This is a genomic window from Bacillus sp. JJ1503, assembly GCF_036965125.1.
Classification (GTDB): domain Bacteria; phylum Bacillota; class Bacilli; order Bacillales; family Cytobacillaceae; genus Cytobacillus.
In genome coordinates this window covers 1-20,719 of sequence record NZ_JBALOZ010000111.1, presented here as the reverse complement: position 1 = coordinate 20,719, position 20,719 = coordinate 1, and the positions used below count along the sequence as shown (strand labels likewise).

Annotated in this window: 19 protein-coding genes and 3 pseudogenes; all 22 read left to right on the top strand. The window is 36.2% G+C overall.

From position 1 onward, the window contains the following. The first annotated feature begins 474 nt into the window (after positions 1-474). Positions 475-1,077, top strand: coding sequence for a hypothetical protein (locus V7149_RS09900; RefSeq protein WP_335345467.1), 603 nt, complete (start codon positions 475-477; stop codon positions 1,075-1,077). A 54-nt stretch (positions 1,078-1,131) separates the two neighbouring features. Then, positions 1,132-1,647 carry an ankyrin repeat domain-containing protein gene (locus tag V7149_RS09895; protein ID WP_335345466.1) on the top strand — a complete coding sequence of 172 codons (516 nt, stop codon included), beginning with the start codon at positions 1,132-1,134 and terminating at the stop codon, positions 1,645-1,647. A gap of 107 nt (positions 1,648-1,754) precedes the next feature. After that, positions 1,755-2,297 carry a GNAT family N-acetyltransferase gene (locus V7149_RS09890; protein ID WP_335345465.1) on the top strand — a complete coding sequence of 181 codons (543 nt, stop codon included), beginning with the start codon at positions 1,755-1,757 and terminating at the stop codon, positions 2,295-2,297. A 74-nt stretch (positions 2,298-2,371) separates the two neighbouring features. Further along, a pseudogene (locus V7149_RS09885) lies at positions 2,372-2,472 on the top strand (DNA-binding protein); the annotation flags it as partial. 69 nt (positions 2,473-2,541) lie between these two features. Further along, positions 2,542-3,084 carry an RDD family protein gene (locus tag V7149_RS09880; RefSeq protein ID WP_335345464.1) on the top strand — a complete coding sequence of 181 codons (543 nt, stop codon included), beginning with the start codon at positions 2,542-2,544 and terminating at the stop codon, positions 3,082-3,084. A 227-nt stretch (positions 3,085-3,311) separates the two neighbouring features. After that, the gene (locus tag V7149_RS09875) at positions 3,312-4,049 is read left to right on the top strand and encodes a conserved phage C-terminal domain-containing protein (RefSeq protein ID WP_335345463.1); all 738 of its coding nucleotides are present in this window, start codon (positions 3,312-3,314) and stop codon (positions 4,047-4,049) included. Continuing rightward, complete coding sequence (locus tag V7149_RS09870; protein WP_335345462.1) at positions 4,042-4,383, top strand: replicative helicase loader/inhibitor; 342 nt, start codon at positions 4,042-4,044, stop codon at positions 4,381-4,383. The genes V7149_RS09875 and V7149_RS09870 overlap by 8 nt, the downstream gene beginning before the upstream one ends. Positions 4,384-4,404: 21 nt before the next feature. Next, on the top strand, positions 4,405-5,613 hold the full coding sequence (dnaB, locus tag V7149_RS09865; RefSeq protein ID WP_438824106.1) for a replicative DNA helicase: 1,209 nt from the start codon (positions 4,405-4,407) through the stop codon (positions 5,611-5,613). A gap of 355 nt (positions 5,614-5,968) precedes the next feature. After that, the gene (locus tag V7149_RS09860; RefSeq protein WP_335345470.1) at positions 5,969-7,396 is read left to right on the top strand and encodes a Na+/H+ antiporter NhaC family protein; all 1,428 of its coding nucleotides are present in this window, start codon (positions 5,969-5,971) and stop codon (positions 7,394-7,396) included. Between the two features lie 104 nt (positions 7,397-7,500). Next, the gene (locus tag V7149_RS09855; protein WP_335345460.1) at positions 7,501-8,406 is read left to right on the top strand and encodes a LysR family transcriptional regulator; all 906 of its coding nucleotides are present in this window, start codon (positions 7,501-7,503) and stop codon (positions 8,404-8,406) included. Positions 8,407-8,461: 55 nt separating this feature from the next. Further along, positions 8,462-9,706, top strand: coding sequence for an aminotransferase class V-fold PLP-dependent enzyme (locus V7149_RS09850; RefSeq protein ID WP_335345459.1), 1,245 nt, complete (start codon positions 8,462-8,464; stop codon positions 9,704-9,706). Further along, on the top strand, positions 9,675-10,976 hold the full coding sequence (locus V7149_RS09845) for an aminotransferase class V-fold PLP-dependent enzyme (protein ID WP_335345458.1): 1,302 nt from the start codon (positions 9,675-9,677) through the stop codon (positions 10,974-10,976). Before V7149_RS09850 ends, V7149_RS09845 begins: the two co-directional genes overlap by 32 nt. A gap of 461 nt (positions 10,977-11,437) precedes the next feature. Next, on the top strand, positions 11,438-11,764 hold the full coding sequence (locus tag V7149_RS09840) for a YnfA family protein (RefSeq protein WP_335345469.1): 327 nt from the start codon (positions 11,438-11,440) through the stop codon (positions 11,762-11,764). Between the two features lie 269 nt (positions 11,765-12,033). After that, complete coding sequence (locus V7149_RS09835) at positions 12,034-12,513, top strand: DUF2975 domain-containing protein (protein WP_335345457.1); 480 nt, start codon at positions 12,034-12,036, stop codon at positions 12,511-12,513. A 10-nt stretch (positions 12,514-12,523) separates the two neighbouring features. Beyond that, positions 12,524-12,745, top strand: coding sequence for a helix-turn-helix domain-containing protein (locus V7149_RS09830; protein ID WP_335345456.1), 222 nt, complete (start codon positions 12,524-12,526; stop codon positions 12,743-12,745). A 612-nt stretch (positions 12,746-13,357) separates the two neighbouring features. Continuing rightward, the gene (locus V7149_RS09825; RefSeq protein ID WP_335345455.1) at positions 13,358-15,112 is read left to right on the top strand and encodes a sigma-54-dependent Fis family transcriptional regulator; all 1,755 of its coding nucleotides are present in this window, start codon (positions 13,358-13,360) and stop codon (positions 15,110-15,112) included. Positions 15,113-15,300: 188 nt separating this feature from the next. Continuing rightward, positions 15,301-15,681 carry a Rid family detoxifying hydrolase gene (locus tag V7149_RS09820; protein ID WP_438824104.1) on the top strand — a complete coding sequence of 127 codons (381 nt, stop codon included), beginning with the start codon at positions 15,301-15,303 and terminating at the stop codon, positions 15,679-15,681. 12 nt (positions 15,682-15,693) lie between these two features. Then, positions 15,694-16,920 (top strand): diaminopropionate ammonia-lyase, encoded by a 1,227-nt coding sequence (gene dpaL, locus V7149_RS09815; RefSeq protein ID WP_335345454.1) that lies wholly within the window; start codon positions 15,694-15,696, stop codon positions 16,918-16,920. A gap of 24 nt (positions 16,921-16,944) precedes the next feature. Continuing rightward, on the top strand, positions 16,945-18,165 hold the full coding sequence (locus tag V7149_RS09810) for a YgeY family selenium metabolism-linked hydrolase (protein ID WP_335345453.1): 1,221 nt from the start codon (positions 16,945-16,947) through the stop codon (positions 18,163-18,165). A 109-nt stretch (positions 18,166-18,274) separates the two neighbouring features. Beyond that, on the top strand, positions 18,275-19,744 hold the full coding sequence (locus V7149_RS09805; protein ID WP_438824105.1) for an alanine/glycine:cation symporter family protein: 1,470 nt from the start codon (positions 18,275-18,277) through the stop codon (positions 19,742-19,744). A gap of 133 nt (positions 19,745-19,877) precedes the next feature. After that, positions 19,878-20,418: pseudogene (locus tag V7149_RS26495) on the top strand (transposase zinc-binding domain-containing protein); the annotation flags it as partial. Positions 20,419-20,421: 3 nt separating this feature from the next. Beyond that, positions 20,422-20,520, top strand: a pseudogene (locus V7149_RS09795) (helix-turn-helix domain-containing protein); the annotation flags it as partial. Between the last annotated feature and the right edge of the window lie 199 nt (positions 20,521-20,719).

Here is a 20,719-nt window from a genome sequence, read left to right as displayed (position 1 = left end):
TACTATCTTTTATTTCGCTAGTTTTTCAATAATATTAATAAATGGCATTTGCATTAGTTCCGACCAATCAACTCCATTCTTACTAATATCAGTGTGCAGTACAAAAGTTTACAAATGGATAAGTCTACAACCGGGACTCCATTAAACTCACCGGTTATGGTGTAAAATACACACTTATCAGAGTCAATATCAATGGTAAATCTATTACAAATTAACGCTTTAATAAACTTGGTAATAGAAATGTCTTAACCCTTGGTACATATGGGATAAGACGTTTTTTTATAATATCATAATTAACGTTAAGAAGGATTAACGCTCTTTTTGTTGAAATTATTCAACTAACGAAGCAGGAGAGTTGTGCGAAATTAATAAAACATAACGTCATTAAAGAGTATATTGTTGCTTAAAAAAGCACCAATAAATTTAGCGGCTTTTGTTATTATTAGGAAATGTGTATAGGAATGGGGCTTAAACATGCTAAAAAATTTATTATTTACTGGAATTACATTAAGTCTATTTTCGCTAGTTGGGTGTAGTGATGAGCAAAACGAAAAACAAGGTCAAGCTCAAAGTTTGGTAGAGGAAGTTGACATGGATATAAATGAAATAGAATCGTTGCAAACACAAAATGATTTTCTAAATGAACGTAATCAGCATTTAGTGACGACCATCAAGCAAGTGATTAATCATTTATCGGATGAAGAAATGTTGGAATTCGCCCAAAATCAGTTTTTATATGAGTTACAAGTTAATGGGGAATCTATTCCTAAAAACGGACGAGTAACTATTTCAGCGGGGGAAGTTGAAATTTTATTATCTGAAAAGATATTGGGGTACGATTTTTTACCAGACGAATGGTTAGATAAAGGAAGAGTTAGTGGGAATTATATTGACCATTTGTTAAATATCGATACTTCTAATTGGATACCAATCGGAATGGATGGCACTGTTAATACAGCACAAGGTTATCAGCTAGCAGATGTAAAAGCTGATCAAAAGTTCTCTTTTAATATGACAGAAGAATTAAGAGAACGATTGAAAATGGATACAAATTTAATACAAATTGAAGTAAAGTAAATTCTTTTTATTATATTTTTATTTCATCAATTAAAAGACAATGGAGGGATTAATTTGAATATAAAAGTGAATGATGTATTTCAAGCTATTGAATCCAACGATCTTGCTGCATTAGAAAAGGCTCTTATATCTAACCTATCTTTATCAAATATAGAAAATGAGCAAGGATTAACACCACTAGGAATTGCATCGCATTTTGGAAATAAAGATGCTGTACAGATCCTATTAAATTACAATGCAGATATTAATGCCGTTTCTCATTCAAAGATAGAGTTTATTCCTTCAAATACAGCTCTTCATGCCGCAATCGCAGGAGAAAGAAATTTAGAAGTCATTGAACTCCTGTTAAAGAATAATGCGAAAGCAAATATTTTTGATAGCAATGGGCATACAGCGCTACATACTGCTGCATTTCATGATAATAACTCGGACCTGATTAGTCTTCTTATTAAACATGGTGCTTCTGTACATGCAAAGGTTGATGGTGGAAAAACGGCATTGGAAATAGCGATAGAACAAGGGAATAATCAAGTTGCTAAACTGTTGCGTCATTATGCTGGATTAGCCTGACAAAAAATGTCAATTTGATTCATTTCGAAAAATCAAGGATTGGTATCTTTTATGTTAAAATAAAATGAAGGTGATTGTGAAAATTTGAAATGGCAGGACAGGACAATATGGCAAAGAATGGTAATCGGTCAAGTATGGATAACTATGCTTTCAGGAAAGCAATAACAAGAGATGTTGATGAAATATATCATCTTATAGAAAAGCGGATAATATGGATGGATAAAAACAATTTAAATCAGTGGAATAGAACAAATTATCTCGAATCGTATCCAAGAGCCTATTTTATAAACAAAGTTGAAGCTGGTCAACTTTACGTTATGGAAGATAAACTGATGGGTAAGGTTGTTGGTGCGGTCGTATTGCTCGAAGAAGATAAGCGATGGACTAACGATGGGTCAAAAAATTACTATATTCACAACCTAGTTAGCGATACAGAGGTTCCAGGTGTTGGGATAAAAATGATAAACTTATGTGAACAGATGGCACTTGATAACGGTGTCGATGCGGTTAGATTAGACTGTCAGGCTTCAAACACCAAGCTTAACGAGTATTATGAAAGACTTGGATATATGTATGTTGGTGATGTACAAGAAGGCTGTTATTTTGGGAACAAACGGGAAAAGAAACTAGAAAAATTTATGTTGAATTAGTTTAATGTTACATTATCTTGAAATGCTGAAAGACCGACTCAAAAGTCGGTCTTTTTCTCTCTGATTACATTACTGGTGATAGTGTCAAAATAACATCCATTTGAAGCATAAATGGGAAAATTTTTTTAATGAAAATGCTGTCATCCTTTTTTCCGTGACTCCACATTCTTTTTAAGTTTCTGTGTGTAATAAATATTTTGAGTTTTGCGGGAATATAAAGTAAGGAGTTGCTTTTTAGGAGATCATGAAAACGGAAATGGAGGAGCCTATCACTATGTGCTATGCGTCATTTAAAATCCGCATTTACGCTTTCTTATTAGATTATCTCCTTATCGTTATATACGGCATTTTTGTTGTAGCAACGATTTCTTTTGTATTTCGATCAGCTATAAACCCCTTATTTTCAAGTTCCCCAGTAACAGCTGAACTGACAGGTTTTTTTATGATGACGCTGCCAGTTTCGCTTTATTTTATTTTAAGTGATTGTTCTAAATGGCAGGGAACATGGGGGAAGAGAAAACTGGGCATCCGTGTTGTTGACGGTGTCGCTCAGCGAATTGGATTCGGTCGCTCAGCTTTGCGAACAGCTATCAAGTTTCTTCCTTGGGAGGTTGCTCATTTCGGTATATGGAGATTAATGCTTCCAACTGACTTCTCAGAGATTACTATTTATGTGATTCTGAATGCTGTCAATCTTGTAATATTAGTATATTTAATAATTCCACTTACTAATAAAAAAAGGAAAAATGTTTATGATTGGGTAGCGGGTACGGAAGTAATTCACTGATCTATAAAAAAATTGTTAGTATTTACAAAATGCAATGAACACGATTCACTTAAACGTTGGATAACAAGCCTTTATTTGTTATTCGGCGTTTTTTTTTTATTTCACCCTGTCCTTTTCTCCAAACTCTCTATATATAAAGATTGAAAGCCGTGAGCAAATGGAAGATCTCAGATTGGTCAGGTGATTGAGAGCTGCTTTTAAAAAATAGAAGGATTGGAGGCAAACGAATGAGCAAACTATTAATCAATGAAAATCCAATTATGATTATTCCGTCTTTGGCTTTGAAGATGGGGTTAAACGAGGCGGTGGTTTTGCAGCAGATTCATTATTGGCTAGTGAAGAGTTCACATGTAATGGAGGGGCGAAAGTGGATTTATAACACGTATAAGGAATGGCATGTGCAGCTGCCGTTTTGGTCGGAGAGTACGATTAAGCGGACAATTAAGTCGCTAGAGAATCAAGGATATTTAATTGCTGCTAATTTTAATCGTTCGAAAATGGATCAGACGAAATGGTACAGCATCGATTATGAGAAGCTTTCAGAATTGGATGGGCATAATGAGCAGCCGTCTGATCAGAATGAGCTTAACAGCTCTTCAGATTGCACTGAACAGGAAGGCAGGATGACACAAGCAATACCAGAGATTCCTACAGAGACTACAACAGAGATAAATAATATCCCTTTTTCCGAAGTGATTCAATACTTGAATGACAAAACGAATGCCACTTACAGAGCGGGGACGAGAAAATCGATGGAGCTCATCCGCGCAAGGTGGAAGGAAGGCTTTAGGCTGGATGATTTTAAAAAGGTGATTGACCTGAAGGCGGCAGAGTGGCTGAATGATCCGAATTGGAATAAATATCTCAGGCCAGAGACACTGTTTGGGACGAAGTTTGAATCGTATTTAAACCAGAAATCGCCGAAGAAACAGTGGCGGGAGGAGGATTTTGATTTAGATGACTAAGCGGGAAACATTTCATTTAATGACATTGATTTCAATGTATTACGAGCAGTTTGAATTGAATCAGGAAAAGGTTAATTTGTGGAATCAAGTGTTGAAGGGGTTTTCCGTTGATCAGCTGCACAGAAACTTGCTTGACTTTGTAGCAGAATCTCCTTATCCTCCGAAGATTTCGGACTTGATTAGAAAACCAGCAGCCGTTTCCCGAGTTGTCCCAAGCTGTGATGATACGATGCACATTTTACACATTGACTACAGACCAGCTAGTAGGGAAGTTGTAGAGAGAGAACTTGCCAGAATGAGAAAAATATTAGGAATTAGACGGGGTGAGGGCTAATGCAGGAGTACGGGCTCTTTAATCAGAAAGNNGTTAAGGCCCGATCAGTTTTACTTGAAAGAATTACAGCGGCTATTTGCAGCCATTCAGCAACTCGATGTGAAGGAAAAGCCGATTAATCTGATTTCCGTTATGGAAGAAATTGGCGTGGAAAACCTCGGAAGCGTTGGTGGAATTAGCTACATAAACGATCTTGCTTACGGTGTACCCTCGACAGCCAAATTCCGTTATTACGAGGACGTAGTGAAGGAATATGCTCAAAAGCGGAAAGCAGTCGAAATTGCTGGCCGAATCAGGGATGATGTATCTGCTGGAGATATTGCGACCACACTTCGCGAAGGGATCCATGACTTAATGCTGATAGAAGATCATCTCGGTGATGACGAGCTTGGCGAGATCATGCCATCTTTAATCGATTTGTATACAGATAGTGGAAAGGATCTCGGTGATATTACGGGTATTCCAGCTGGTTTTAAGAAGCTGGATCGACTGACAGGCGGGTTTCAAGAATCAGATTTGATTGTCGTTGGAGCGCGCCCGAGTGTTGGGAAAACGGCTTTTGCCTTAAATATTGCCATGAATGCCTCGGAAGACGATATTGTCCTTATTTTTTCATTGGAAATGTCGAAGAAGCAGTTGTTAAAAAGAGCGGTCAGCAGCTTAGGGAAGATAAGCTCGATGAAAATGCGGAATCCAAGGAGACTTTTTAATGAGGAGGATTGGGAGAAATTCTCTCATGCGATGGGGATGGTATCGAAAGCGAATTTGCATATTTTTGATGGAGCGGGCATGGATGTAAATTATATTTGGTCAAAGCTGCGAAAGATAAAAAGGGAGTACGGTGGTCAGAAAAGAATCCTTGTCGTCATTGATTATCTGCAATTAATTGTCGGAGATCCAAAGCATCAATCGAATCGGCAGGCAGAAATTAGCGAAATTAGCAGGAAGTTAAAGCATATGGCAAGAGAATTGAATGTTGTTGTGATCGCACTTTCCCAGCTGAGCAGGGGCGTTGAAAGTAGGCAGGATAAACGCCCGATGCTTTCTGACCTGCGTGAAAGCGGCCAAATCGAACAAGATGCCGATGTCATCGCCTTTCTCTACCGCGATGACTATTATCATAAACAGTCAAAGAAGCAGAACATCATTGAAATCATTCTTGCCAAGCAGCGGAATGGACCGATCGGGACGGTGGAGCTAAGGAGTATGGGCGGTTTGGGGATTTGGTGAGTAGAGAGGAATAGGCGTTTGATTAAGAAAAGGGAATCCTTTTGTTACATGGATCTAATTTATTCATTGTATCTATTAATAGACAACTAATCTTATTTTATAAGAAGCAATAGTGGCATTTGCTCCCTAATATCAACCACTTCATTCACCCATTTTAGAAATCACTTAGTAGGCCGGATGGAGTTGCAAAACAGTTAGGAATTGATACATAATTTAGACAATAAACGACATAAAAGAAATTTTGTTTATTATATTAATAAAAATGACGAATTATTTATTAATAGATTGAGGTGTTATAATTTGATACAATCCAAGATAATATTTCTGGGATAAATTTGAAGGGAGGAATTATTTGATGGAAAGCGTTAACCATGATAAGAAACTCCAATTTTATGGAGGGAAAATTGGTGGTTGGATACCACTTGGTTCACTCGTTGTATTTATGCTTGCTTTTGTTATTACTGATAATATTTCTTTAAAGGTGTTTTGGGCGGCCGGTTTTTTTGCATTGTCTTTAAGTTTCCTATTTTCAAAAGACAAGAAACAGTTTAGTGATGTTTCACTCAAAGGGCTGACTGATCCGATGTTTTCTGTTCTGGTGATGATATTTATATTTGCGGGTATTTTATCACATCTTCTTCGACAAAGTGGTCTGATCGATGGTTTGCTTTGGTTGAGTACTACACTTGGATTGGATGCTGCATATTTGCCACTAATTACCTTTTTGGCATGTGCGGCTATTTCAACTGCCACTGGTACTGCAGGAGGTACAGTAGCTACGGCAACTCCTATTTTGTTACCGCTTTCAGTAGGATTAGGCTGTGATCCTGCATTAATATTGGGCGCAATCATTAGCGGGGCGTTCTTCGGTGATAACTTAGCTCCAATTTCTGATACAACTATAGCATCATCTTTAACTATGGAATCTGAAGTCCCAAAAGTAGTTAAAAACAGGCTGAAATACTCTCTTATTGCAGGTTTTATTGCGAGTATTCTTTATGTGATATTCGGCAAGATGACTACAAATCAGTTACCTGAAACTCTAGTGGAAGATGCAGGTGGCCCAAAGACATTAATCATGCTAGTAATACCAGCTATCATGGTATTCCTTATGATCAAAGGAAAAGACTTGGTTACTGTACTACTGACCTGCAACCTTGTTGCAATTATTTTAAACATTTCCATGGGATTTATGTCTTTAGAATTCATTATTAATATTGAAGGTCCAATAGTAGCAGGGATCTCAGGTATGCTCAGTATCATTGTTTTTCAGATATTCTTGTTTGCTTTACTTGAATTGACAAAAGCTAGTGGAAACTTTGAAGAATTTGTTAAAACTGCAGGTAGTCAGTGCAAGACCCCAAGGCAGGCCGAATTAATGGTAGCGTTCCTAACTGTCATGGGAACTGTAGCAACAGCTATTAATACAGTCGCAATCGTTATGATAGGACCTGTTGCTAATAAACTATTTAAGAAATTTAATCTGGATAGGAGACGCGGTGCAAATATTTTAGACGGTTTTTCATGTGCGACTGCAGGTGTACTTCCATACAATGCATCTATGATGGTTATGTTTGGTTTGGCCGTTTCATCTGGTGTATTATCAGAATCCTTCTCAGTTATGTCAATACCTATGTACTCATTCCACGCAATCTTATTGTTTGTAGTGTTCCTTATAAGTATTATTACTGGCTGGGATAGACGTTATGAAAAAGTTACGGGCAATGATATAGAAATTCTCAAAAATCCTATAAATAGTAACACAATAAGAAAAACAAGTTAATTACTTTTAGTATTCATTTAGAATATTAACTTTTGCTTTAAGACGTGTTATATGATTGATTTATGATTTATACTGCATAAGGTAGATCAATCAGGAGGTATATTATGAAAAAGGAATATATAGAAGCTTTCTTGGAAATTGTTAAAACACTTAATATTACTAAAGCTTCTGAAAATCTACATTTAACTCAATCTGCTTTAAGTAACCGTCTAAAGCTTATGGAAAATGAACTGGGTACGCAATTAATCATTCGGTTTAGGGGAAATCGTTTTATTGAACTTACTAAGCAGGGTGAAGAATTTATTGAGATCGCAGAACGTTGGATGCTATTGTTTAATGAAACAAAAAAATTAAAACATAATCTTGTACCGTCTTTAATAATTGGTTCAGTTGATAGCTTTCATAATACAGTACTATATCCTATATATTTGCAAATTTCCAAAAATGATGTGCCTGTTACTTTACAGGTTCGAACTCATCAATCAATGGAGCTTTATAAGTTTGTTGAAAATAGAGAAATTGATGTCGCATTTGTTTCCTTTGAGCGTAATGTTAGGAATGTAGTAATAGAACCTATTTTTAAACAGTGTATGTGTATTGCTATAAACAATGGTAATAAAGGAAAGCGAAATATTGGGCATCCAGCTGAATTGGATCCTAGCAAAGAAATTTTTATGAATTGGGGTAAGGAATTTGAGCATTGGCATAATAAATGGTGGGGTGAATCATTTTCGCCACAGTTAGAAACAGATTCTATGTCAGTTCTTAACCATTTCATGAATATTGAAAACAATTGGGCTGTTGTTCCTGTAAGTGCATTCAACACTCTGTTTTCGGAAAATTCAAATATAGAAATGTGTGATTTGGGATCTATGTCACCACCAGACCGTATATGCTATATGATTAAGCATAAACACAACATTTCACCAAGCCATAGTATGGGGTTGAAACTATTTGAACAATTATTGACGGATTACATCCATAACGATTCTTCACTCATGTCTGTTTAATAAGCATTTGCGTTCCAATCGATATAAATAGAATCGAAAGGAAGTTTAATAAAGAATGAGAAAGATATATTTAGATAACGCTGCAACATCACTTGTTAATCCACGTGTACTGGAAGTAGCAAAAAAATTTACAGACATGCTTCGAGACACTGATCTTTCTACTAGTGATGTAACTCGTGTTCAAAGAACTTCACTTGTAACTGCTCGTAAAGAGGTTGCAGACTTCATAGGATGTGATAGAGAAGAGATAGCATTAGTTCAATGTACATCACATGCTCTAGGAATTTTAGTTGATAGATTGCCATTGAAAAAAGGGGATAATGTCCTCATTTGTGATCTAGAATACCAAGCTTCTACTGTTTGTTGGAAAAGGCGGCAAGAAGAAGTTGGATTCGAGCTTCGTCAGGTTAAAACAAGTGGAGGAAAGGTTACTGCGGATGATTTTAGAAGGTATATCGATAAAAATACAAAGGTAATCCTGTTGGCATCAGTTCAAGAAATAAACGGATTTCGTGCAGATGTTAAAGAAATAGGAAAATTAGCAAAAGAGTATGGTTGCTACTATATAGTTGATGGTATCCAAGAAGTTGGTTCGCTGCAAGTAAACGTACGAGATATTGGGATGGATTTTTATTGTAGCGGGGGTAAAAAATGGTTAGGGAATCCGTTTGGCATGGGTTTTTTATATATAAAGCGTGAACATCTAAAGACTTTGAAACCAAGTTACTATTCCTATTTTGATATACAAGTGCCAAGCAAATATGCAGATTACTTAACTTATTTAGAAGATCCAAGAAGGCATCCTTTTGATGAGTACGTATTAGCAGAGGATGCATCTGTGTTTGAAATTGGCGGCTATGGTAATTATATTGGCGCTATGGGACTTTCTGAATCAATAAGTGTTTTAAATGACTTCGGTATGGAGAATGTCGAAAAGAAAATTTTATATCTAAATAAGAGATTATATGATGGTCTAAGTGAGTTGGGAGTATATTTAGAAAGTCCAGGAGAAGAAAAAAATATGTCCTCAATTGTATCCTTTAATTTTAATCAATTGAAGAACAGTACTATAGAAAAAGAGCGTAGACTTATACGTTATTTGCAAGATCATAATATATATGTCTCACTTCGCTGTTCTACTGGTGTGGGTGGCGTAAGGGTATCTATTCACTATTATAGCACTGAAGAAGAAGTAGATATTTTCCTTGCAGCTGTAAAGAGTTTTATGGAATTAGATAGAAATGTAGATTCAATCATGGAGGTAAAAAATGAACAGCGAAAATACAGGAATATTCTTTAATTCAGAACTGCAAAAAGAAATAAAGGATAAATTTTACTATGTTGATCATGATAATTTAGGTAGAAAAAGACTTTTTTTTGAAAACTCCGGTGGATCATTTCGCCTAAAATCTGCAGTCGAGGCTAAATCCCGCTACGAAGAAATACCTGATTGCCCAGAAAGGATTCATGACACAGCACTGATGCTTCAAAAGGTTAAAGAGGACGGTATACGTGATATAATGCAGGTAATTTTCGGGGCCAAAACAGGTAGTTTGGTAACAGAGCTAACTGCATCACAGGTAATGTTTCAAATTACACAGGCAATAGTTGAAAATGTACCTGGTACTAATGTGGTTACAACTTCTATAGAACATCCATCAGCATATGATTCAGCCAAGTATTATGCTGAAAAGACAGGAAAAGAGTTACGTGTTGCTATGGCTAATCCAAATACAGGTGGTATAGATACAGACGAGATTATAAGACATATAGATGAAAACACTTGTTTGTTGAGTGTTATCAGCGCATCAAACATATCCGGTAATATCATAGATATGGAAGAAGTAGTAAGAGAAGCTAGAAAAATCAAACCTGATTTATATATTATTTCAGATGCAGTGCAGCATATGCCACATGCTGTTTTGGAGGTAGAAAAATTTCAGCTTGATGGAATCAATTTTGCCCCATATAAAGCATTTGGTGTACGAGGTTGTGGATATGGATATATCTCGGATCGCGTTGCAAAACTTCCACATCATAAATTATTTGCAAAGCCTGAAAATGAATGGGAACTTGGCACATTCCCTCATCCAAATTTTGCAGCAATTAGCGCTGTCGTGGACTATGTTTGCTGGATAGGTGAACATTTTACGGATTCCAAAGATAGACGTCATTTATATGTTGCTGGTATGACACATATTCATCTTCATGAAAGAGCTTTGTTGCAACGCATGTTGGAAGGAACTAAAGATGTCCCGGGATTGCGTCATATCAAGGGAGTAAATGTTTTGCTGGATTCACAGGAATTGATAAATCGAGATCTAATTTCGGCAATTAGCTTAGAAGGTTTAGGTTATACTGAAGCGGTTGCGCAATACTATAAACGTGGTGTCACGGTATACGAGAGAGTAAATACAAGTCTATATTCTAAGCGCATTATCGAATCTTTAGGTTTAGATGGTGCAATCCGAGTTTCACCATTACACTGTCATGATGCAAGTGATATAGATGAATTCTTAAAGATCACATCACATTTAGTAAAAGACTTATCCAAACAAATACTAGTTTAATATTATTATGCAATTCTTTAGTATATAAGGTTAAAAAACATAAATTCCTCAAATCTCGAAATAAAAAGATTAGAACCCGTTCGTATTTTGTTAAATAGAATAAAAATCGGTATAGAAATAAAGAAAACAATAATAAATCAGAATGATGCACTAAGAAAATATATCATAATTTAGATTGTTTACAAAGGCTCTCTAAAATAAGGTAGAAGCTTTAGAGAGTGGTACAAAAGAGTAAAGCTATAAGGAACTAATCGGAAAAACTTCCGATTAGTTTTTTTGAGGTAAAAGGAGTAATAACAATGAAATGGGTAGGGGGTTTGCAATTATACCTAGATCGATATATAAAACTAATTATCCTGTAGCAAGGTCAGCATTATTTCCTTTTTAGGGCCATTATCTGGAATTAGATCTCAAACAAAACTATAATCTACATATACATAAAGGTTTAGGAAGTGGTTTAAATTTTTAGTGCAATCATTTTGTTTATAATTGCAGGAATAGCTGAAATTGGTGGGGGCTATTTGATTTGGTTATGGTTAAGAGAAGGAAAACCTTTTTACTGGGGAATTGGGGGTGGAATAGCATTAGCTTTATACGGTGTAATCGCTACTTTCCAATCCTTTCCGTCATTCGGTAGAGTTTATGCTGCTTACGGTGGTGTATTTATTGTTCTATCTGTTCTGTGGGGATGGGGCATTGATAAAAAAACACCCGATTTATATGATTGGCTAGGTGCTGGGATCTGTTTAATAGGTGTTTCGATCATGTTATTTGCACCACGGCAATAGCATATTTGTTCACAGGAGATTGCCTCGGATCGCTAAATTTCTTCAATTTACTTCAGTTTCACGGGACGAGTTCTGAAATATAACAACATCCTTATGAATAGACGAAAACAGCAAAGTAATAGAGTATTCCTTTTAATAGGGAATGCTTTTTATTTTGTCAAAAATCAAAAGAAACAATAATAATACAATCAAAATCAATATTTATTTATTGTAAAACGATAAATAAAGTATTAGAATTATATTAACAATAAATAAATGAGGTGCTTAATATGAATAGAGAAACACTTTTTTTAAAGTTCGTTGTTGTACTTATGGGAATCCCCGTTCTTGCATTGTGCATCTTTTTGGTTCCGGAGATAGGGAATGTTACTGCAAAATTGCTTCCAGAGATTGCTTATATAAAATATCTCGTTTCCATCGTTTTTTATGCATCCGCGATCCCTTTTTACATTGCTTTGTATCAGGCTTTCAAACTTTTACGCTATATTGATAAAAGTGAAGCTTTCTCGCAAATTTCTGTAATAGCTTTAAAGAAAATCAATCGCTGTGCCATCACAATCAGTATCTTGCATGTGCTAGTCTTGCCGCTCTTCTATCTCTTTGCGGAAGTAGACGATGCCCCAGGTGTCATTTTTGTTGGATTGGTTGTTCCTTTTGCTTCCATGGTGATTGCCGTTTTTGCCGCTGTTCTTCAAAAGCTGTTAAAAAATGCAATCGATATAAAATCAGAAAATGATTTAACGGTTTGAGGTGAAAACAATGGCGATTATAATCAATATTGATGTGATGCTGGCTAAAAGGAAAATGAGCGTAACAGAACTTTCGGAGCGCGTTGGAATCACAATGGCTAACCTTTCTATCTTGAAAAATGGAAAGGCAAAAGCCATTCGATTTTCAACTTTAGAGGCGATTTGTAAGGCTTTAGACTGTCAGCCTGGGGATATTTTAGAATATAAAAATGACGAAGACACTAAAGAATAATAAAATAGCTAAATGAAAAAGGGTTTGGTAAATATCCAAGCTCTTTTTGTATGAAATGAATTGTTAATTGCTGTGCTAATTTGAACTTCGATTTGATAGAATAAATGGAAAATTGCGGTTATATGTTAAGATAAGTTTATAGATGTCAAGATATAAATTTAAACGGGAGGTTAGTTTAATTATGGAATGTTTAATGTAGAAACTATATAGGTACAAAAATGAATGTGTCCTATGGAAGCCAAAAAAAATTTTAATGATTTTCCTAGCATTGAAACAGACCGTATTAAACTTAGAAAAACAACTTTAAAAGATGTTGATGATATTTATTTGTATGTATGCTTCAAATGAAGATGTTTCAAAGTATGTTTCTTGGGACACGCATAAAACATTATCAAACACTCAAAAGCTGTTGAGTTAATATTAAAGCAGTATTAAAACTAAATAAAAAAATGTACTCTATTTTAAGAGAAGAATTACAAAGATTATGAAGAATGTACTTAAAGTAGCGGGTAGCGTTTCGACAATAAGTGGAGACGCTTTTTTACTTACTGGGGGCTGGTAAGAATGGGAGCTAAAAAACAGCCAAATTAATATAGAATTGGGGATAGAAATATGGATTTGATGGATATTCAACCAGTTGCTCAGCGGATTGCCGATGCGATAGCAGCTGTTTTGAAGATTGAAGTCGAAATTGCAAACCATCATTTTATAAGAGTTGCAGGTACAGGAGAACACAAAGTAAGTGTCCTTCATAAAATGGAAGGCGATTTAGTCTATCAATCGGCAATTCGAACTGGCCAACCAGTTATAATTGAAAATCCAGGTTATGAACAAGTTTGTGAAAGGTGTGTATTTTTCAGAAATTGTTCAGAAACTGGAGAAATATGTGCTCCTATTAACTTTAACGACCAACCAATCGGTGTAATCGGTTTATTGGCATTTAATAAGGAGCAACGAAAGAGGTTGTTCGAAAACACGGATGGAATTCTAACATTCTTGGACAAAATGGCCGATCTTTTAGCTAGTAAATTACATGAACATGATATGATTCATCAGCTTACTAGAAACTCAAAGAAGATGGCAAAAATAATGAATCTCGTTAACCAAGGAATTATTGTGTTAGATAAGAATGGAAACGTTGAAGAAATGAACTTAAAAGCAGAAATGCTATTAGGTATCCATGATAATAGTTCATCCCAAGCTGATGTGAAGAAGGTATTAGAGGAAATGATTCAGGGACCTGAAACTAGTAAGACCATAAGCATTTCCATTAACAAGGAAGTAAAATCTTTATTTATGAATAAGCAAAGACTTTCTATGCCTGGGCGTTATTCCGATTATTTACTAATCATTCAAGATGTAAATGAAATTCGCTTTTTAGCAGAAAAAACAACAGAAAGCCAAATGAAGCCATTTGAGCGAATAGTAGGGGCTAGCCCGCAAATTAAAGAGGTAAAAGAGTATGCTTATAAAGTTTCCCAATCTCAATCTACCATTTTAATTCAAGGTGAAAGCGGGACTGGGAAAGAGGAATTTGCTAGAGCTATACATCTTGCAAGTACGCGTAAAGAAGAGCCCTTTATTACGGTAAACTGTGGTGCTATTCCAGAGCATTTGTTGGAAAGCGAGTTATTTGGCTATGAGAAAGGTGCATTTACCGGTGCAAATAATAATGGCAAACCTGGTAAGTTTGAATTGGCTCACAAAGGCTCAATATTCCTCGATGAAATAGGAGAAATGCCCTCATTGTTGCAAGTTAAACTATTGCGGGTTTTACAGGAAAAAGAAATTGAGCATCTCGGAGGGACTTCACCTATACCGGTTGATGTACGTGTGATAGCTGCCACGAATAAGGATTTACATGAAATGGTAAAAAAGGGCACTTTCAGAGAAGACTTGTATTTCAGATTAAATGTCATTCCTATTATCATCCCCCCTATAAGGAGTCGAAAAGAAGATATTCTAGTCCTAGGTGAGCATTTTATATCCAAGTTTAATGAGCTTTTTCAGGCAAATGTTTTGGGCTTTGGAGAAGATGTTAAAGAACTAATGTTAAATTATCCGTGGCAAGGAAATGTGAGAGAATTAAAGAATTTCATTGAGTATTTATTTAATTTTATTAATAATGGATGGGTAACAATGGACGGAGCCCAAGAATTAATTTTCCGTAAATTAGATATTAATAAGGGCAATAACACAAGTACTGCTCCTTCATTTTCTCTTCACGAGATGGAAAAAGAGATGATCATAAAAGCACTGGATTACGTTAGTCATCATGGGTTAAATATCGAAAATGCAAGTCAATTATTAGGTATTGGAAGAGCAACTTTGTTCAGAAAAATAAATAAGTATCAAATTGATACTTAGTATCGTTTTGGTACTTCGACAGATTCTGTTAAGTTTACTGAAATTTCAAAACAAAGAGCAATCATTTAGTCTCATTATGATACTGAATGATTGCTCTTTTTATATGTAAACCCTTGTTCTATAGGGTTTTCTAACTTGGCATGATATTTGCATATTCTTACAGTGAAAAGATAAAAGGGAGGATGTACATGATTCAACAAATTCAATCAAATAAAGCACCAAAGGCTGTGGGTCCATATTCACAAGCTGTTATCGTAAACGGAGTTGCTTATTTATCTGGAATGTTACCCTTGGACATTGAACAAGGGAATATTGTAGGGATTACAGCTGCAGAACAAACAGAGCGAATTATGAATAATATTATCGGACTTTTGTCTGAGTTAAACATTGGCTTGAAGGAAGTTATAAAAACAACTATATTTCTAGATTCAATTGAGTCATTCCAAAGCGTTAATGAAGTATATGGCTCTTATTTTACCACCCATAAGCCAGCAAGAAGCTGTGTCGAGGTTTCAGCTATTCCTAAAGGGGCACTAGTTGAGATCGAGGTAATCGCAAAAATAGATTAGGAGGCTTTTTACATGCAGAAAACAATAAATTCCGTAATGAGGTATGCGAAAAACAACTTTTATTCACCTGAATATAACGAAGAGGATTTAATAGTATTTTCAGAAGGGGGCATAAAAAAAGTCCTTCAATTTCAAAAGACACATAGCTCTTACAATGAAACCCCTTTGTATCAATTAAAACATTTAGCTAGGCATTTAAACGTTGCTGATTTAAGAGTAAAGGATGAATCACAGCGATTTGGTCTCAATGCGTTCAAGGTAATGGGCGGAATATACGCTGTGGCGAAGTATCTGGCTGATCAACTGGGAGAAAGTATTGAGGATCTTTCCTTTGAAAAATTACAATCTTCTAAGATCAAAGAAAAGCTTGGAGAATTAACTTTTATTTCAGCGACTGATGGAAACCATGGACGTGGAGTCGCCTGGGCAGCAAGGGAGCTTGGGCATACATGTATCATTTATTTACCAAAAGGTTCTTCAATACAGCGTTTGACAGCAATCCGTGATGAAGGAGCTACCGCAGATATCACTGAAGTCAATTATGATGAGACAGTTAGAATGTGTGCAGATTTAGCTAATAAAAATGGCTGGATCATGGTGCAGGATACAGCTTGGGACGGTTATGAGGAAATCCCACTTTGGATTATGCAGGGCTATGCTTCGATGGCAACGGAAATTGTGGAACAGATAAATCAAGACAATGCAGAACCACCAACGCATATTTTCCTTCAAGCAGGAGTGGGTTCGTTTGCTGCTGCGATTGCCGGTTACATGGTTCGTTATTATCGAGATAATCCTCCAATTATTGTTGTTGTCGAACCAGACCAAGCTGATTGTTATTATAGATCGTTTTCAACTAAAGAAGGTAGTAGAGAAATTGTTACAGGAGAAATGAATACAATTATGGCGGGATTAGCTTGTGGGGAACCAAATACAAGAGCATTTGAGTTATTGCGTCATTATGCTATAGGAGGATTCTCTTGTAATGATAGTATAGCAACACTCGGAATGCGTGTGTATGGTAATCCAATTAAGGATGATCCGCGTATTATCTCCGGAGAGTCAGGTGCAGTGACTTTAGGGGTACTTTACTACTTACGCAAATTAATAGACGATCCTAAAGTTTGTCAGGAGATTTCGCTAGATGCTAATTCACGAGTCCTACTTATAAGTACAGAAGGGGATACAGATCTAGCAAAATATCAACAGGTCGTATGGGAAGGGCTTTGCCCAAATTAATTCTTAGCGAAGGAGGAGAAAGTAATGTTGTCCGAAAGCGGAAAGCAAATGGTGATTTCTCTTTGTCAATCTCTAGTAAAAATACAGAGTTATTCTGGTGATGAGAAATTAGTGGCACAAGAAATTGAAAAGATTGGGAAACTGAAAGGATTCGATGATGTAATTGTTGATGACTATGGGAATGTCATGCTTGTTATGGAAGGTGATCAACCAGGGCCAACTGTGTTGTTTGATGGTCATATTGACACAGTACCTGTTAATCGTGGTCAATGGACAATAGACCCTTTTTCAGGAGAAATAAAAGATGGAAAAATATATGGGAGGGGTACATCTGATATGAAAGGGGCAGTCAGTGCGATGATTGCCGCTAGTATAAATTTCAATAAAAATAATAATAAATCTTTCCCAGGTAAAGTAGTCGTATCGTGTAGTGTGCACGAAGAGTGTTTTGAAGGGGTTGCGACAAGACGAGTTAGTGAATTAGTTAAACCTGATTTTGTTGTAATTGGGGAGGCAACAAATTTACAGCTTAACCGTGGACAACGGGGACGTGCGGAAATCGTAATCGAAGCGATTGGTAAACCTGCCCATTCCTCAAATCCTAATAAAGGGATTAATGCTGTTTATCACATGACAAAACTAATTTCGGCTATTCGTGACTTGCCTGTCCCCGAACATGAAGTGTTAGGTGAAGGGATTTTAGAATTAACAGATATAAAATCATCTCCTTTTCCGGGTGCATCTGTTGTTCCATCATTATGCACAGCAACATTTGACCGTCGTTTATTAGTTGGGGAATCAAAAGAATCCGTTCTGGCTCCAATTCAAAATTTAATAGATAAACTTCAATCAGAAGACCCTGATTTCAAGGCAACAGTTAAATTTGCTTATGGAGAAGAACGATGCTACACAGGGGCGTTAATAAGTGATGAACGTTTTTTCCCAGGATGGTTATTCGAAGAACAGGAAGATTTTGTGCAAGCTCCCTTGAAAGAGCTTAAACTGCTAGGTCTTCCAACAGCGCTATCCCACTATTCCTTCTGTACAAATGGCAGTCATTTTGCAGGGGAAATGTTGATTCCGACAATTGGCTTCGGACCTTCCCCTGAATCTATGGCACATATTGATGACGAATATATCGAAATCGATCAATTATTGAAAGCAACAGCTGGATACACAGCTATCATGAAGGCTTTGACATTTATGAAAACACCTGAAAAGACAAATTCGGGCTCCACGAACTAGTAGAAACAAAAAGGAATTGAAATACAGCAACATTTATTGTTTTTCTCATGATAATGACATCATTTGTTATATAAATAAAATAATATTTTAATATGGGGGGTTCATCGTGATCGATCAAATTGTAAACAATGTTGTCAGTTGGCTGTGGAGTCCAATTCTAGTTGGTTTTATTGTTTTCTGTGGAATTTATTTTAGTTTTCGTACAAAATTCCTGCAGATTCGGCACATTAAGGAAATGGCAAGACTTATTATTTCTGGTAAGGGATCCGATGCAGGGGTATCTTCATTTCAAGCACTAGCGATGTCTTTATCAGTCCGTATCGGTGTAGGGAATATTGCAGGTACCGCAACAGGTATTGCGTATGGAGGACCAGGTGCTGTCTTTTGGATGTGGGTGATTACCTTTTTTGGTGCAGCTGCAGCTTTCGTTGAGTCTACGCTTGCTCAAATCTATAAAGAAAAGCAAGATGGTGAGTATCGCGGGGGGCCTGCTTACTATATCGAAAAGGGACTTGGATTGAAATGGTTTGCCATCATTTTTGCAATCGCAACACTTCTTGCAATGTCAGTTTTGCAACCAGGGATACAGGCAAATGCAATTGCTGATGGAATGAAAAATGCGTTTGGGATTGACAAAACAATTACAGGTTTAATTGTTGTCGCATTTGTTGGATTTACTATTTTTGGTGGAGTTAAGCGTATTGCGAGAGTTGCAGAGTTAGTGGTCCCTTTTATGGCTCTAGGATATCTATTAATTGCACTAGCAATAATAGTAATAAATTTTGAAAAAATTCCGGAAGTATTTGGATTAATTTTCCGAAGCGCTTTTGGGGCTGAAGAATTATTTGGTGGAATTCTTGGTTCAGCCGTTATGTGGGGAGTAAAACGTGGTCTCTATGCGAACGAAGCCGGTCAAGGTACTGGAGCTCACCCAGCTGCAGCAGCTGAAGTATCTCACCCAGCTAAGCAAGGTCTTGTACAAGCATTTTCCATTTATTTAGACGTATTCTTAGTTGTTACATCAACTGCAATGATGATTTTATTTACAAATCAATATAATGTAATAAATGAAAAAACTGGAAAGTTCATTACTGAAAATCTTCCGGGAGTTGAACCAGGAGCTGGTTACACTCAAGCAGCAGTAGATACCATACTCCCTGGATTCGGACCAGGATTTGTTGCTATTGCCCTATTCTTATTTGCCTACACAACAATTTATGCATTATATTATATTGCAGAGACAAATCTGACTTATCTAGTACGGGGCAGATACAGAGGAAGAGCTATTGTAGTTTTAAAACTCATTCTTATTGGTTCCGTTTTCTATGGATCTATAAAAAGTTCAACAACAGCATGGGCAATGGGGGATATTGGGCTTGGAATAATGGTGTGGCTGAACTTAATTGCCATCTTACTGCTATTTAAACCAGCGTCTATTGCATTAAAGGACTACGAAGAACAGCTTAAACAAGGGAAAGATCCAGAATTCAATTCATCTAAATATGGAATAAAGAATGCAGACTTCTGGAAAGATGGATACCACAAGTCTAAGGAAGATAGGGAAAAAGAGATTTCATAAACTTTTTTTTCTACGGAACATAAGTTTAATATAGCTGGTGCCAGCTGGTGCCAGCTGGTGCCTCTTTGAAAAAATTGGAAATTGTAATTTTAGGGTCTACCATGGTCATTTGGACTGTGGTATTTTTCTTTTTATAGATAGGAATATTCTTAGAGAAATCTTTTTTGATAAACATCAACATTGACAAGCATTTAAGAACAAACACGGAGCTAAAGTTCGGCCAATCGTTATAAATGAGGTTGAGAAATTTCGTGATTGTATAGATTTTAAATAGATTCAAGCTATTTGCGTGTGAAGGATGTCATGATGTATGTAAAGTGCCATACCGCTGTAAAGGACGTTATTGTATCACTTGTTATGTGGGAGAAAGTGAAGAAAGTTAGATTACTTACTGAAGATGTTCTTAAAGTTAACCTTCGACATGGAATTTTTACAATCGAAGAGGGGTAACTATATATTTTCTGCTCCATCTGCATTTGTTAAAGAATTTAATGGATGCAGTTTCCAAATTTTATACGGACTTTTCCAAAAGAAAGCTAAAGTAACCTGGAATTACATACATTTGGCTCAAGAGTAAACTTCCCACACGATCATATGTTAGAAATAATAGGTGGATTAGCAGAAAAGGGAATCGGAAACAGTATGGCTTTTTGCCATTTACGATGCTTCAGAAATTGGCAATTCGATTTTCAACTTTAGAGGCGATTTGTAAGGCTTTAGATTGTCAGCCTGGGGATATTTTAGAATACAAAAATGACGAAGACACTAAAGAATAATAAAGTAGGATTTTTTATGATGAAACATGAGATTGAACTGGGTGAAAAGGAAGGCTCACTTAATTTCCCTTAAACTAAAGATGTGTAGATGTATACAAAAAAAGTAGCTCATAGAGCTACTTTTTTTGCAATTGCTCCAATCGTACAACAGGAAACCAACCCTCGACCTCCAAAATTAATTTCCATAAAGGAGTTGGAA

Excerpts from the sequence above, each read along its gene's own strand:
- V7149_RS09900 (WP_335345467.1), top strand. The coding sequence starts at position 475 with ATGCTAAAAAATTTATTATTTACTGGAATTACATTAAGTCTATTTTCG.
- V7149_RS09890 (WP_335345465.1), top strand. The coding sequence starts at position 1,755 with ATGGCAAAGAATGGTAATCGGTCAAGTATGGATAACTATGCTTTCAGG.
- V7149_RS09880 (WP_335345464.1), top strand. The coding sequence starts at position 2,542 with ATGAAAACGGAAATGGAGGAGCCTATCACTATGTGCTATGCGTCATTT.
- V7149_RS09875 (WP_335345463.1), top strand. The coding sequence starts at position 3,312 with ATGAGCAAACTATTAATCAATGAAAATCCAATTATGATTATTCCGTCT.
- V7149_RS09870 (WP_335345462.1), top strand. The coding sequence starts at position 4,042 with ATGACTAAGCGGGAAACATTTCATTTAATGACATTGATTTCAATGTAT.
- V7149_RS09860 (WP_335345470.1), top strand. The coding sequence starts at position 5,969 with ATGGAAAGCGTTAACCATGATAAGAAACTCCAATTTTATGGAGGGAAA.
- V7149_RS09855 (WP_335345460.1), top strand. The coding sequence starts at position 7,501 with ATGAAAAAGGAATATATAGAAGCTTTCTTGGAAATTGTTAAAACACTT.
- V7149_RS09850 (WP_335345459.1), top strand. The coding sequence starts at position 8,462 with ATGAGAAAGATATATTTAGATAACGCTGCAACATCACTTGTTAATCCA.
- V7149_RS09845 (WP_335345458.1), top strand. The coding sequence starts at position 9,675 with ATGAACAGCGAAAATACAGGAATATTCTTTAATTCAGAACTGCAAAAA.
- V7149_RS09835 (WP_335345457.1), top strand. The coding sequence starts at position 12,034 with ATGAATAGAGAAACACTTTTTTTAAAGTTCGTTGTTGTACTTATGGGA.
- V7149_RS09830 (WP_335345456.1), top strand. The coding sequence starts at position 12,524 with ATGGCGATTATAATCAATATTGATGTGATGCTGGCTAAAAGGAAAATG.
- V7149_RS09825 (WP_335345455.1), top strand. The coding sequence starts at position 13,358 with ATGGATTTGATGGATATTCAACCAGTTGCTCAGCGGATTGCCGATGCG.
- V7149_RS09820 (WP_438824104.1), top strand. The coding sequence starts at position 15,301 with ATGATTCAACAAATTCAATCAAATAAAGCACCAAAGGCTGTGGGTCCA.
- dpaL (WP_335345454.1), top strand. The coding sequence starts at position 15,694 with ATGCAGAAAACAATAAATTCCGTAATGAGGTATGCGAAAAACAACTTT.
- V7149_RS09810 (WP_335345453.1), top strand. The coding sequence starts at position 16,945 with ATGTTGTCCGAAAGCGGAAAGCAAATGGTGATTTCTCTTTGTCAATCT.